Annotated in this window: 13 protein-coding genes; 5 read left to right on the forward strand and 8 right to left on the reverse strand. The window is 68.5% G+C overall.

What is annotated here, in order from left to right; translation table 11 throughout:
• Positions 1-3: 3 nt before the first annotated feature.
• Genes ACO227_RS06935 through ACO227_RS06950 form a run of 4 tightly spaced genes read right to left on the reverse strand, consistent with a single transcriptional unit; the run spans position 4 to position 4,280 of the window.
• Complete coding sequence (locus ACO227_RS06935) at positions 4-585, reverse strand: MAPEG family protein (RefSeq protein WP_423606366.1); 582 nt, start codon at positions 583-585, stop codon at positions 4-6.
• A 1-nt stretch (position 586) separates the two neighbouring features.
• A complete protein-coding gene (locus tag ACO227_RS06940; protein WP_423606367.1) occupies positions 587-1,927 on the reverse strand; it encodes a dihydrolipoamide acetyltransferase family protein in 1,341 nt (446 codons plus the stop codon).
• Positions 1,928-1,932: 5 nt separating this feature from the next.
• Positions 1,933-2,937 (reverse strand): alpha-ketoacid dehydrogenase subunit beta, encoded by a 1,005-nt coding sequence (locus ACO227_RS06945; RefSeq protein WP_423607291.1) that lies wholly within the window; start codon positions 2,935-2,937, stop codon positions 1,933-1,935.
• A gap of 53 nt (positions 2,938-2,990) precedes the next feature.
• Positions 2,991-4,280, reverse strand: a complete 1,290-nt coding sequence (locus tag ACO227_RS06950) for a 3-methyl-2-oxobutanoate dehydrogenase (2-methylpropanoyl-transferring) subunit alpha (protein WP_423606368.1) — start codon at positions 4,278-4,280, stop codon at positions 2,991-2,993.
• A 227-nt stretch (positions 4,281-4,507) separates the two neighbouring features.
• Between ACO227_RS06950 and ACO227_RS06955 the strand changes: the two genes are divergently transcribed.
• Entirely contained in the window at positions 4,508-5,443 is a 936-nt protein-coding gene (locus ACO227_RS06955) for a ribose-phosphate pyrophosphokinase (protein ID WP_423606370.1), read from the forward strand.
• 227 nt (positions 5,444-5,670) lie between these two features.
• On the opposite strand, the gene ACO227_RS06960 is transcribed toward ACO227_RS06955, so the two are convergent.
• Both ACO227_RS06960 and ACO227_RS06965 read right to left on the reverse strand, forming a co-directional pair.
• Positions 5,671-6,417 carry a sulfite exporter TauE/SafE family protein gene (locus tag ACO227_RS06960; protein ID WP_423607293.1) on the reverse strand — a complete coding sequence of 249 codons (747 nt, stop codon included), beginning with the start codon at positions 6,415-6,417 and terminating at the stop codon, positions 5,671-5,673.
• Positions 6,414-6,953 carry a sterol desaturase family protein gene (locus tag ACO227_RS06965; protein WP_423606371.1) on the reverse strand — a complete coding sequence of 180 codons (540 nt, stop codon included), beginning with the start codon at positions 6,951-6,953 and terminating at the stop codon, positions 6,414-6,416. Before ACO227_RS06965 ends, ACO227_RS06960 begins: the two co-directional genes overlap by 4 nt.
• Here ACO227_RS06965 and ACO227_RS06970 point away from each other — a divergent pair.
• The 4 genes from ACO227_RS06970 to ACO227_RS06985 all read left to right on the forward strand — a co-directional run bounded on the left by ACO227_RS06970 (position 6,952) and on the right by ACO227_RS06985 (position 10,480).
• Complete coding sequence (locus ACO227_RS06970; RefSeq protein ID WP_423606373.1) at positions 6,952-7,251, forward strand: hypothetical protein; 300 nt, start codon at positions 6,952-6,954, stop codon at positions 7,249-7,251. The two genes, ACO227_RS06965 and ACO227_RS06970, sit on opposite strands and share 2 nt — an antisense overlap.
• A 167-nt stretch (positions 7,252-7,418) precedes the next feature.
• Entirely contained in the window at positions 7,419-8,618 is a 1,200-nt protein-coding gene (sucC, locus tag ACO227_RS06975) for an ADP-forming succinate--CoA ligase subunit beta (protein WP_423606375.1), read from the forward strand.
• 186 nt (positions 8,619-8,804) lie between these two features.
• Positions 8,805-9,554, forward strand: a complete 750-nt coding sequence (locus ACO227_RS06980; protein WP_423606376.1) for an electron transfer flavoprotein subunit beta/FixA family protein — start codon at positions 8,805-8,807, stop codon at positions 9,552-9,554.
• Positions 9,551-10,480 carry an electron transfer flavoprotein subunit alpha/FixB family protein gene (locus tag ACO227_RS06985; protein ID WP_423606378.1) on the forward strand — a complete coding sequence of 310 codons (930 nt, stop codon included), beginning with the start codon at positions 9,551-9,553 and terminating at the stop codon, positions 10,478-10,480. Before ACO227_RS06980 ends, ACO227_RS06985 begins: the two co-directional genes overlap by 4 nt.
• 33 nt (positions 10,481-10,513) lie before the next feature.
• On the opposite strand, the gene ACO227_RS06990 is transcribed toward ACO227_RS06985, so the two are convergent.
• Together ACO227_RS06990 and ACO227_RS06995 are read right to left on the reverse strand one after the other, a co-directional pair.
• Positions 10,514-10,912, reverse strand: coding sequence for a DUF2147 domain-containing protein (locus ACO227_RS06990; protein WP_423606380.1), 399 nt, complete (start codon positions 10,910-10,912; stop codon positions 10,514-10,516).
• Between the two features lie 233 nt (positions 10,913-11,145).
• Positions 11,146-12,393, reverse strand: coding sequence for a sigma factor (locus ACO227_RS06995; RefSeq protein ID WP_423606382.1), 1,248 nt, complete (start codon positions 12,391-12,393; stop codon positions 11,146-11,148).
• Between the last annotated feature and the right edge of the window lie 5 nt (positions 12,394-12,398).

Consider the following 12,398-nt stretch of genomic DNA (forward strand, 5'->3'; position numbering starts at 1 on the left):
GGTTCAGTCCACGGGCGGCTTGCGGAGTGCCACGAACAACCAGGCCTCGATCGCGAGGAAGGGGCCGAGCAGTGCGGCGACCCCCGCCCATCCCGCCAGCTCGTGCGCGAAGGCGCCCACGCCCCAGGCAAGCACGATCAGGCTCTGCGCCAGCGACGATGCGCCGATTCCGCGCCACAGCGGCTCGCAGTGATAGCCGATCCAGAACGCCCAGCGGCCGAGCACCCAGGTGATCGCGGTCGCGGTGACGATGCGCGGATCGGCATAAAGGCCGAGCAGCGCCAGCCCCGGCGCGAATATCCAGAGCTGTTCGAGCGTGTTCTGGATGTACCGCTGGTTGACGATCAGGCGGCGCGAATCCGCGCCCGCGAGCGGATCGATCGAGCGGAAGAACAGCCGCTCATGCGCCACCGCCTCGATCCCCGGCAGGAACGCGAGCAGCACGGACGCCGCAATACAGCCGAGCACGAAGCGCATCGGCTCGATCGCGATCGGCGGCAGCCAGGCTGCCAGCGCCAGCCACAGCCCGATCGCGACCGGAAGCGAAAGCCCGACGGCCAGCGCCAGTCGCGACTGCGCGCGCATGTCAGTCGGCGAACAGCAGCACGGGCGTCTCGAGCAGCTTGCGCAGCGCCTGCACATAGCTCGCCGCGTCCCAGCCATCGACGACGCGGTGGTCGCAGCTGATCGACAGGTTCATCAGCTTCGCCCGCACGATCTCGTCGCCCTGGAACACCGGACGCTCGACGATCTTGTTCGGGCCGATGATCGCCACCTCGGGCTTGTTGATCACCGGGGTGGTCGCGATGCCGCCGAGCGGACCGAGCGAGGTGACGGTGATGGTCGAGCCGCTGAGCTCCTCGACCTTCGCCTTGCCGGTGCGCGCGGCCTCGGCGAGGCGGGTGATCTCAGCCGCGAGCTGCCACACGTTCAGGTCCTGCGCGTCGCGAATCACCGGCACCATCAGCCCGGCATCGGTCTGAGTCGCCATGCCCATGTGCACGCGTCCGTGCCGCGTCACCACGCCCGCCTCGTCGTCATAGCGCGCGTTGAGCATCGGGAAGTCGGGCAGGGTGCGGCAGATCGCGGCGATCACGAACGGCAGCATGGTGAGCTTGGGCCGCGCGCCGCGATTGGCGTTGAGGTCGGCGCGCATTTCTTCGAGCGCAGTGACGTCGATCTCGTCGACATAGGTGAAGTGCGGGATCGCGCGCTTCGACGCGGCCATGTTCTCGGCGATGCGGCGGCGCATGCCGATGACCTTGACCGGCACGTCGTCGCGGGCGCGCGACGCGTGTGGGGCGTGATAGCCCTGGCCGCTGCCGTAGCGCAGGAAAGCGTCGAGATCGGCGTGGCGGATGCGGTCGCCCTCGGCCTTCACCTGCGACAGGTCGACGCCGAGATCCTTGGCGCGCTGGCGGACGGCGGGGGAAGCGAGGATGGCGCGGTGCGACGCCTCTTCTCCACTCCCTGCAAGGGAGGCGCTGGGGGTGGATGCGGGCGCGTCAGCGGCCGCCGTTTCGCGCGTGGCAGGCGTCGGAGCCGATGCTGGTGCATCGGTACCCACCCCCGACTCCTCCCTTGCTGGGAGGGGAGAATCTTCCTCCACTCCCGGCGTTTCCGCCTCGATCTGCTCCTCGACCTCCTCGGATGCCGGCGCCGCTTCCGCCGCCTCGGCCACATCGCCCTCGGTCTCGACCACGATCAGCGCGGCGCCGATCGCGACCTGGTCGCCGACCTCGCCAGCCAGCTCGACCACGATCCCCGACACCGGCGATTCCATCTCGACGGTCGCCTTGTCGGTCATCATGTCCGCGACCTGCTGGTCCTCCTCGACTCGATCGCCGACCTTGACGTGCCAAGCGACGATCTCGGCCTCGGCGATGCCTTCGCCGATGTCGGGCAAGCGGAACGTGAAGCGTGCCATGCGGGTCAGTCCTTCAGGATCTTCTTGAGCGCCTGTCCGATGCGGACCGGGCCCGGGAAATACGCCCACTCAAGCGAATGGGGATAAGGCGTGTCGAAGCCGGTGACGCGCTCGACCGGCGCCTCGAGATGATAGAAGCAGCGCTCCTGCACCAGGCTCGCCAGCTCGGCGCCGAAGCCGCTGGTCCGCGTCGCCTCGTGCACCACCATGCAGCGGCCGGTCTTGCGCACCGACTCCTCGATCGTCGCGATGTCGAGCGGCACCAGCGTGCGCAGGTCGATGATCTCGGCGTCGATGCCGAGCTCCTCGACCGTCGCCTGCACGACATGCACCATCGTGCCGTAAGCGAGGATCGTCAGCGCCTCGCCCGGCCGCACGATCGCCGCCTTGCCGAGATCGATGCGGTAATAGCCCTCGGGCACCTCCCCGCCGGGATGCTTCGACCAATTCTCCGCCGGGCGGTCCCAATGGCCGTTGAACGGGCCGTTGTAGATGCGCTTGGGCTCGAAGAAGATGACCGGGTCATTGTCCTCGATCGATGCGATCAGCAGGCCCTTGGCGTCATAGGGGGTCGAGGGGATCACCGTCTTCACGCCCGAGACGTGGGTGAAGATGCCCTCGGGCGACTGCGAGTGGGTCTGCCCGCCGAAGATGCCGCCGCCGAAGGGCGACCGCACCGTCAGCGGCGCGGTGAACTGGCCGGCAGAGCGGTAGCGCAGCCGCGCCGCCTCGCTCACCAGCTGGTCGAGCGCGGGGTAGATGTAATCGGCGAACTGGATCTCGGGCACCGGGCGCAGGCCGTACGCGCCCATGCCGATCGCGACGCCGACGATGCCGCATTCGGTGATCGGCGTGTCGAACACGCGCGTTTTGCCGAACTTGGCCTGCAGCCCCGCCGTGGCGCGGAACACGCCGCCGAAATAGCCGACATCCTCGCCCATCACGATCACGTCGGGATCGCGCGCCATCATCACGTCGAGCGCGGAGTTGATCGCCTGGATCATGTTCATGCGGGTGATGGCGCCCGCTTCGTTCGCCGCCGCTTCGCTCACGATTGACTCGCTCATTTCTTGCGTGCCCAGGGACGGCCCGAAGCCTCTTCCTCGTCGAGCATCATCTGCCGCTGCTCCTGCAGGTGCCACGGCATTTCCTCGAACACTCCGTCGAACAGCGAATCGAGCGGCTGGTGCAGGCCGTGGCCGAGGATGCCGTTCTTCTCGGCTTCCTTCTGCGCCGCCTTGACCATCTCGGCGAGCTCGCGGTCCTGCTCGGCGTGGCGTTCCTCGTCCCACTCACCGATCGCGATGAGGTGCTGCTTGAGCCGCGCGATCGGGTCGCCCAGCGGCCAGGCGGTCGGCTCTCCCGCGCTGCGGTATTGCGAAGGATCGTCGGAGGTCGAGTGACCCTCGGCGCGATAGGTGAAATGCTCGATCAGCGTCGGGCCCTGGTTGGTCCGCGCGCGCTCCGCCGCCCATTGAGTCGCGGCATAGACCGCCAGCGCGTCGTTGCCGTCGATGCGGAGGCCAGCGATGCCATAGCCCAGCGCGCGCGCCGCGAAGGTGGTCGCCTCGGCCCCGGCAAAGCCCGAGAAGCTCGAGATCGCCCACTGGTTGTTGACGACGTTGAGGATCACCGGCGCCTTGTAGACGGTGGCGAAGGTCAGCGCCGAGTGGAAGTCGCCCTCCGCGGTCGAGCCCTCGCCGCACCAGGTCGCGGCGATGCGCGTGTCGCCCTTGGCCGCGCTCGCCATCGCCCAGCCTACCGCCTGCGGATATTGCGTGGCGAGGTTGCCCGAGATCGAGAAGAAGCCCTTCTCCTTCGACGAGTACATGATCGGCAGCTGCTTGCCCGCCAGGTCGTCGCCCTTGTTCGAGTAGATCTGGTTCATCATCTGCACGAGGCTGTAGCCGCGCGCGATCAGCAGGCCCTGCTGGCGGTAGCTCGGGAAGCACATGTCGTCGCTCGCCAGCGCATGCGCCGCGGCGATCGCCACCGCCTCCTCGCCGGTGCACTTCATGTAGAAGCTGGTCTTGCCCTGGCGCTGGGCGCGGAACATGCGCTCGTCGAACGCGCGGACCAGCGCCATGTCGCGCAGCATCTTGCGCAGCGTGTCCGCGTCGAGCTTGGGATTCCACGGGCCGACCGCGTTGCCGCCCTCGTCGAGTACGCGCACCAGCGTATAGGCGAGCTCGTGGAAGCTGGCGGGCTCGGCGGCGGTATCGGGGCGGGGCTGCGCGCCCGCGGGCGGCACCTCGACATCGGCGAAGTCGACCGTATCGCCGGGCCGGAACCGCGGTTCGGGCACATGCAGGCTGAGCGGCGGCAGATTGGGGCGCGCGACGTCCGCGGTCATGCTCTCTCCAGCGTCAAAAGGCCTCCGTGTCGCGGGTCAACGCACGGAATATGATTTCAGGCCCCTGTTATATTCTTTCAACGTCCGAGTCGAGATGGGACAGCAACACTGTCCTGACTTTCATTGTAACGGCTGAAACCGGGAGAGGCGAATCGACCCCTTCCCCCATTCGCCTTCGCCTCCTAAGGGAAGGCATTGCAGAAAAATGTCGCTGGGGAGCGAGACACATGAAATTGATGGCCGGCAATTCGAACCTGCCGCTCGCCCAGGCGATCGCCTCCTATCTCGAGATCCCGCTGACCGAGGCCAATGTCCGGCGCTTCGCCGACGAGGAGATCTTCGTCGAGATCCTCGAGAATGTCCGCGGCGAGGACGTGTTCGTGCTCCAGTCGACCGCCTATCCGGCGAACGACAACCTCATGGAGCTGCTGATCATGATCGATGCGCTGCGTCGCGCGTCGGCCAAGCGCATCACCGCGGTGCTCCCCTATTTCGGCTATGCCCGGCAGGACCGGAAGCCCGGCCCGCGCACGCCGATCTCGGCCAAGCTGGTTGCCAACCTCATCACCACCGCGGGTGCCAACCGCGTGCTGTCGGTCGATCTTCACGCCGGGCAGATCCAGGGTTTCTTCGACATCCCGACCGACAATCTCTTCGCCGCGCCGGTGATGAGCGAGGACATCAAGGCGCGCTTCTCGGATCGCAACCTGATGGTCGTCTCGCCCGACGTCGGCGGCGTGGTGCGCGCGCGTGCGCTGGCCAAGCGGCTGGAGAATGCGCCGCTCGCGATCGTCGACAAGCGCCGGGAGAAGGCGGGCGAATCGGAAGTGATGAACATCATCGGCGAGGTTTCGGGCCGCTTCTGCATTCTGATCGACGACATCGTCGATTCGGCGGGCACGCTGTGCAACGCCGCCGCCGCGCTCAAGGCGGCGGGCGCCGAGGACGTGGTCGCCTATTGCACCCATGGCGTGCTGTCGGGCGGCGCGGTGGCGCGCGTCGACGGGTCCGAGCTGCGCGAGCTCGTCATCACCGATTCGATCGGCAATCACAATGTCGTCGCCGACGCGCAGAAGATCCGCCACCTCACCATCGCCCCGCTGATCGCCGAAGCGATCCGCCGCATCGCCGACGAGAGCTCGGTGTCGTCGCTGTTCGACTGAGGCGGCGAAGAAATAGATTCACGCGGAGGCGCGGAGGCGCGGAGGCGCGGAGGCGCAGAGATGTCGTCCTGCCGCGTCAGCGGCTCTCATTCTTCCGGCATCACCGCTTGCCGCAACGTCAATAGGTGAGCAGGCGCTTCGCGCAGAAGACCAACATCTCTGCGCCTCCGCGCCTCCGCGTGAAAAACAACCTTCTTCACTCCCACCTGATCTGGCGGTGTCGGCTGTTACGCCAGCGCCTTCCACACCAGCACCGCGCCCACCGCGATCATCAGCCAGTAGATCGCGGTGTAGAAGCGCTCGGGCGACACCCGCCGCACCAGCCACACGCCCGCGAAGGTCGAGGCGACCGCGACCGGCAGCAGCGCCGCCGAGGTCAGCAGATTCTCGCGCGTGAACTGGCCGAGCGCGAGATAGGCCGGCACCTTGATCCAGTTGACCAGCGCGAAATAGACCGCGGTGGTCCCGACCAGCACGTCGCGTTCCAACCGCCGCGGCAGCACCCACAGCTGCCACGGCGGCTGTCCGGCGTGCGCGATCTGGCTGGTGAAGCCCGAGGCGATGCCGAACAGCGATCCGACCCACCCGGGCGAGGTCGACGGCGCGGGCGCGCCGTGCCGGTCGCGCCACAGGCGATAGGCGCCGAACAGCATCGAGATGCCGCCCACCATCGCCAGGACCGCATCGGCCGAGACGCTCGCCGCATAGCCATAGCCGAGCGCGATCCCGATCACCGCCCCCGCCAGCGTCCAGCCGAGCACGAACCCGTCCACCGTCTTGCGGAACGCCCATACCCCGACCACGTCCTGCGCGATCAGCAGCGGGAGCAGGATCGCCGCCGCCTTCACCGGATCGGTGGCGAAGGCGATCATCGGCAGCGACAGCGCGCCGGCGCCGGCGAACCCGCCCTTGGACAGGCCGATCAGCGCCACCGCCGGAACCGCCAGCGCGTAGAAGAGCGGATCGGTGATCAGGAGCGCAGGGCCGGCGCACGTACCCCGGCATTGCCGCGGGCGTTGAGCTGCGCCTTCAGCCGCTCGGGCGCGGGCGCCCACAGGAAGCCGAAGCTCACCGTGCCGTCCCTGGTCTCCCCCGCATGATGCAGCCGGTGCGCCTGGATGATGCGCTTCATGTAGCTCGATCGGGGCAGGTAGCGATGGCTCAGCCGCCGGTGCACGATGACGTCGTGGAACCCGAAATAGATCGCGCCATAGGCGGCGATCCCCGCGCCGATCCAGGTGAAGCCCGGCCACCAGCCGAGCTGCACCCCGCCGAGCAGCAGCACGATCGAGGGGATGGCGAAGATCACCGCATAGAGATCGTTGAGCTCGAACAGGCCGGCGCGCGGCGCGTGGTGGCTCTTGTGCAGGAACCAGCCCGGTCCGTGCATCACCCAGCGATGCGCTGCATAGGCGATCCCCTCCATCAGCGCGATGGTGCCGAGGAACAGCGCAATTCCAGTCACGGGGCCGATTGCCGGGTGCATGCCCGCGATATAGCGAGCCGGCATGCGAAGCGCATCCTTTCTCGTCCTTCTCACCCTCTCCGCCTGCGCCGTTCCGGAAGACCGGCTGCGCACCGGCCTGGTCAATGCGGGCCTGCCGCGCCCGCTCGCGGCGTGCATGGCCGAGCGGATGGTCGACCGGCTCAGTCTTGCCCAGCTGATGCGCATCGCCGACCTGCCCAGGGCGCGCCAGGCCGAGTCGGTCGAGCGGTTCCTGCGCCGCGTCCGCGCGCTGGGAGACCCAGAAATTCTTTCGGTGGCCACGAGTTCGGCTGCGCTCTGCGCCACCGGCCTGGCGCGCTGACGCACGGAAAAGCGGGGTTTCGTCCGCCCGGCCGCGGCGGGGCGGCGGGGCGGCCCGGCCCTCCTCCGCGCGACCTGTCCCTTTGGTGCGTTTTCGCGATTTGATTCGTCTGGGACGCTGTGCTTAAGGCGGCGGGATTTTTTGCTGCGCACGCGAAGGGGTCGCCGATGAACATCCACGAATATCAGGCCAAGGAACTGCTCGCGAAGTTCGGCGCGCCGATCGCGGCCGGCCATGCCGCCTTCACCGTCGACGAGGCGGTCGAGGCCGCGAAGAAGCTCCCCGGGCCGCTGTTCGTCGTGAAGTCGCAGATCCATGCCGGCGGCCGCGGCAAGGGCAAGTTCAAGGAGCTCGGCCCCGACGCCAAGGGCGGCGTCCGCCTCGCCTTCAGCCTCGACGAGGTCCGCGCGCACGCCGCCGACATGCTCGGCAACACGCTGGTGACGATCCAGACCGGCGAGGCCGGCAAGCAGGTCAATCGCCTCTACATCACCGACGGCGCCGACATCGCCAGGGAATTCTACCTCGCATTGCTGGTCGACCGCGCCAGCAGCCGGATCGCCTTCGTCGTCTCGACCGAGGGCGGCATGGACATCGAGGAGGTCGCCCACTCGACCCCCGAGAAGATCAAGACCTTCTCGATCGATCCCGCGACCGGCTTCATGCCGCATCACGGCCGCACCGTCGCCGCGGCGCTCGGCCTCACCGGCGAGCAGGGCAAGCAGGCGGCCAAGGTCGCCAAGTCGCTCTACGACGCCTTCCTCGCCACCGACGCCTCGCAGATCGAGATCAACCCGCTCGCGCTGACCGAGCAGGGCAACCTCCTCGTGCTCGACGCCAAGGTCGGCTTCGATTCGAACGCGATGTTCCGCCACAAGGACCTGATGGAGCTGCGCGACGAGAGCGAGGAGGATCCCGCCGAGCTCGAGGCGTCGAAGTTCGACCTCGCTTACATCAAGCTCGACGGCGACATCGGCTGCATGGTCAACGGCGCCGGCCTGGCGATGGCGACGATGGACATCATCAAGCTCAACGGCATGTTCCCGGCCAACTTCCTCGACGTCGGCGGCGGCGCCTCGAAGGAAAAGGTGACCGCGGCGTTCAAGATCATCCTCGCCGATCCCGCGGTGAAGGGCATCCTCGTCAACATCTTCGGCGGGATCATGAAGTGCGACATCATCGCCGAGGGCATCGTCGCCGCGGCGAAGGAAGTGAACCTCTCGGTCCCGCTCGTCGTCCGGCTCGAGGGCACCAATGTCGAGGAGGGCAAGGCCATCCTCGCCAATTCGGGCCTCGCCATCGTTCCCGCGAACGATCTTGGGGACGCGGCGCGCAAGATCGTGGCGGAGGTCAAGCAGGCTGCTTGATCGCCCGGCATTCGAAGCCCATTGAAAGGGGGTTCGGGGCGGTCGCCGCCCCGGCCCCCTTTTTGCGTTTGCGCAATGACGTTACGGCAATCGACGATTCCATACCGGACTTGCGAAAACGACGTGAATTGGCCAAGGAAACCGCAGACTCGAAGCTGCAAAACGACGCGATAAGCGGAGGACGCGATGAAAGTGCTGGTGCCGGTCAAGCGTGTGCTTGACTATAATGTGAAGCCGCGGGTGAAGGCCGACGGGACGGGGGTCGACCTCGCCAACGTCAAGATGAGCATGAACCCGTTCGACGAGATTGCCGTGGAAGAGGCGATCCGCCTCAAGGAAAAGGGCGTGGCGACCGAGATCGTCGTGGTCTCGATCGGCGAGGCCAAGGCGCAGGAGACGCTGCGCACCGCGCTGGCGATGGGCGCCGATCGCGCGATCCTGATCCAGTCGGACGGCCCGGTGGAGCCGCTCGGCGTCGCCAAGCTCCTCGCCAAGGTCGCCGAGGCGGAGCAGCCCGGCCTCGTCATCCTCGGCAAGCAGGCGATCGACGACGACAACAACCAGACCGGCCAGATGCTCGGCGCGCTGCTCGGCTGGGGCCAGGGCACCTTCGCGTCGAAGGTCGAGGTCGCGGGGGACAGCGTCGACGTGACGCGCGAGGTCGATGGCGGGCTCGAGACGGTCAAGCTCAAGCTCCCGGCGATCGTCACCACCGACCTTCGCCTCAACGAGCCGCGCTACGCCTCGCTGCCCAACATCATGAAGGCCAAGTCGAAGCCACTCGAGCAGAAGACCCCGGCCGATTACGGCGTCGACGTGGCCCCGCGCCTCACCGTCGTCAGCGTCGCCGAGCCGCCCAAGCGGACGGCGGGCGTCAAGGTTGCGGATGTGGATGAGCTTGTCGGCAAGCTCAAGGCGCTGGGAGTTGCGAAATGAGCGTGCTGGTCTGGGTCGAACACGACAATGCGTCGGTCAAGGACGCGACGCTCGCCGCCGTCACCGCCGCGGGCAAGCTCGGTGACGTCGTCGCCTTGGTCGCCGGGCAGGGCGCGCAGGGCGCGGCCGACGCCGCGGCGAAGATCGCCGGCGTGTCCAAGGTGCTGCTCGCCGATGACGCCGCCTATGGCCATGCGCTGGCCGAGAATGTCGCGCCGCTGATCGCCGATCTGATGTCGGGCTACGACGCCTTCGTCGCGCCCGCCACCACCACCGGCAAGAACATCGCGCCGCGCGTCGCCGCGCTGCTCGACGTGATGCAGGTCAGCGAAGTGCTCTCGGTCGAGAGCGCCGACACCTTCACCCGCCCGATCTACGCCGGCAATGCGATCGCCACGGTCAAGTCGTCGGACGCCAAGAAGGTCCTCACCGTGCGCGGCACCGCGTTCGAGAAGGCCGCCGCCGAGGGCGGCTCGGCCAGCGTCGAGGCCGTCTCGGGCAAAGGTGATGCGGGCATCTCGAGCTTCGTCGGCGCCGAGATCGCCAAGTCCGAGCGTCCGGAGCTCACCAGCGCCAAGGTGATCGTCTCGGGCGGCCGCGCGCTCGGCTCGTCGGAGCAGTTCCACGGCCTGATCGATCCGCTCGCCGACAAGCTCGGCGCCGCGGTCGGCGCGTCGCGTGCCGCGGTCGATGCGGGCTATGCCCCCAACGACTATCAGGTCGGCCAGACCGGCAAGATCGTCGCCCCCGAAGTCTATGTGGCGATCGGCATCTCGGGCGCGATCCAGCATCTCGCGGGCATGAAGGACAGCAAGACGATCATCGCGATCAACAAGGACGAGGACGCGCCGATCTTTCAGGTCGCGGACATCGGCTTGGTCGGCGATCTGTTCAAGATCGTGCCCGAGCTGACGGAAAAGCTCTGAACCTGTAGCGGGGCGGCCGCGTGCCGCCCCGTCCTATGGCTGGATCCGCGTCCAGATCTGCGACTTGCAGCCGATCCGGCCGACCAAGCAGCCCTTGCCCTCGATGCGGTTGGGGTCGAGCACGCTGACCGTACCCGAGAAGGTCTTGTTGATGTCGGGCACGAACACCCGGCCGCGCCACACGCCGGGCTTCTCCTGACGGAAATCGCGGAACAACCGCGCGCCGATCAGCTGCGTGGTGCCGCCGCGCGCGGCATCGGCCTTGGCCTTGTCGCTCGCCCACACCACCACGCCGCACATCCGCTCGCCGCACGGCTCGGCGCGGACATGCACGCTGTTGGACGGGTTGCGCCACACGCCGAACGACTGGTCGCGAGCTTCCGCCGAACCGGCGGCCGCCAGCACTGCGAGCGATAGGGCGATGATCCGCATGACGGCGGTGCTCCCGGATATGGTACGGCCAGTCTAGGCAGGCGGCACGCGGCGGGCAATCGCGGCTGCGGCGCAAAAGGTAAGGCCCGCCATTCTCATGGCGGGCCTTCCTTGACGATCCGTCCCTGGTGAAAGGTTCGGTTCGTCGAAGTGCTCTTTCTCATCGATCAAGCTGGTGAACAACGCGCTCCATCCGCGATTGGTTCCGCGCCGCCCGAAAAAATTTCCGGAGGTCAGACCAGGACCAGGCGCGCGGTGGCGATGACCCGGCCGATCGGCTGCGATCGCCGCGCCTGGTCGGCCGGGGCGATCGTGACCATCACCGTCGCGCCGTCGCCCAGCAGCGCCCGGGTCGGGCGCGGCAGCGGAAAGCGCGCCACGCCGTTGCTGGTGACGCGCCCGAGGAAGAAGGGGGTGCCGTCGCGGGCGAGCAGCCACAGATCGGCGACTCCCGCCGCCGGATCGAAGCGGCGCATGCGCACGCGCAGCGCCGACCCTGTCGGGTCATAGCGCACCGCGATATCCGGGCGGCGATCGGGTCCTGCGATCTGCGCCACCAGCACCGGCGCCTCGCCCGGCGGGCCGGGCCTCAGCCCGCCAAAGGCGAAGGTGAAGATCGCGATCGTCACCAGCGCCCCGGCGAGCGCGGCGGCGAGCCCGATCGCGGTGGTCCGCGCGATCGGCCAGCGCACCTGCCGCCGCCGCGAGCGTCGCGGCGCATCGGCCTCGCGCAGCTCGATCAGCGCGTCGATCCGCGGCCAGAGGTCGGCGGGCGGATCGATCGCGGGCAGCGCTTCGAGCATCGGGGCGAGCCGCTGTTGCCACGCCTCGACCTCGGCCGCGAATCCGGGGTCGGCGAGCTGCCTGCGCAGCGCCTGCGCGCGCCGCTCGCCCTCGACCGCCCCCAGCGCGAGCTCGCCGCCGGACGCGGGCAGGCCGAACTCGCCGGCCAACTGGGCCAGCCCGTCGCGGATATGCAGCGCGGCCGTCTCCGGGCGCATCAGCCCGGCTTGCGCGATCTCGGCGTCGCTCGCGCCGGTCAGCATCGCCGCACGGATCGCGGCCTGCGCATCGAGCGGGAGCGCACGCAGCTGATAGTGGAGCAGGGCGGCGGCACTGCCCCAGGCGATCGGCGCCTCGCCGGTCAGCAGCGTCTCGTCCGACAACACCATCTCGGCATCGGCAAGGGCGGACGGGCCGGGCACGCGGCGGCGCCAGTCGACCGCGGCGTTGCGGGCGATCGCCGCGAGCCAGGCGCGCGCCTCGCCGGCAGCCGGGTCGAAGCGCGGCGCGCGGTCCCAGATGCGCAGATAGATGCCCTCGGTCAGTTGCGCGGCCGCGCTCGCATCGCGCGCGATCGTCTCGACGATGCCGTGGAGGATCGGCGCGGTCGCGTCATAGAGCGCCGCCATCGCCGGGCGGTCGCCGCCGGCGACTCGTCCGAGCAGTCCCGCCAGGTCCGGCGCGGCGGCGCTCCGCATCTGCC

The organism is Sphingomonas sp. MS122 (genome assembly GCF_049532975.1).
In the GTDB taxonomy this organism is placed as follows: domain Bacteria; phylum Pseudomonadota; class Alphaproteobacteria; order Sphingomonadales; family Sphingomonadaceae; genus Sphingomonas.

Coding starts and splice junctions, on each gene's coding strand:
- ACO227_RS06935 (WP_423606366.1), bottom strand. CDS start 585: ATGCGCGCGCAGTCGCGACTGGCGCTGGCCGTCGGGCTTTCGCTTCCG.
- ACO227_RS06940 (WP_423606367.1), bottom strand. CDS start 1,927: ATGGCACGCTTCACGTTCCGCTTGCCCGACATCGGCGAAGGCATCGCC.
- ACO227_RS06945 (WP_423607291.1), bottom strand. CDS start 2,937: ATGAACATGATCCAGGCGATCAACTCCGCGCTCGACGTGATGATGGCG.
- ACO227_RS06950 (WP_423606368.1), bottom strand. CDS start 4,280: ATGACCGCGGACGTCGCGCGCCCCAATCTGCCGCCGCTCAGCCTGCAT.
- ACO227_RS06955 (WP_423606370.1), top strand. CDS start 4,508: ATGAAATTGATGGCCGGCAATTCGAACCTGCCGCTCGCCCAGGCGATC.
- ACO227_RS06970 (WP_423606373.1), top strand. CDS start 6,952: ATGCGAAGCGCATCCTTTCTCGTCCTTCTCACCCTCTCCGCCTGCGCC.
- ACO227_RS06965 (WP_423606371.1), bottom strand. CDS start 6,953: ATGCCGGCTCGCTATATCGCGGGCATGCACCCGGCAATCGGCCCCGTG.
- sucC (WP_423606375.1), top strand. CDS start 7,419: ATGAACATCCACGAATATCAGGCCAAGGAACTGCTCGCGAAGTTCGGC.
- ACO227_RS06980 (WP_423606376.1), top strand. CDS start 8,805: ATGAAAGTGCTGGTGCCGGTCAAGCGTGTGCTTGACTATAATGTGAAG.
- ACO227_RS06985 (WP_423606378.1), top strand. CDS start 9,551: ATGAGCGTGCTGGTCTGGGTCGAACACGACAATGCGTCGGTCAAGGAC.
- ACO227_RS06990 (WP_423606380.1), bottom strand. CDS start 10,912: ATGCGGATCATCGCCCTATCGCTCGCAGTGCTGGCGGCCGCCGGTTCG.
- ACO227_RS06995 (WP_423606382.1), bottom strand. CDS start 12,393: ATGCGGAGCGCCGCCGCGCCGGACCTGGCGGGACTGCTCGGACGAGTC.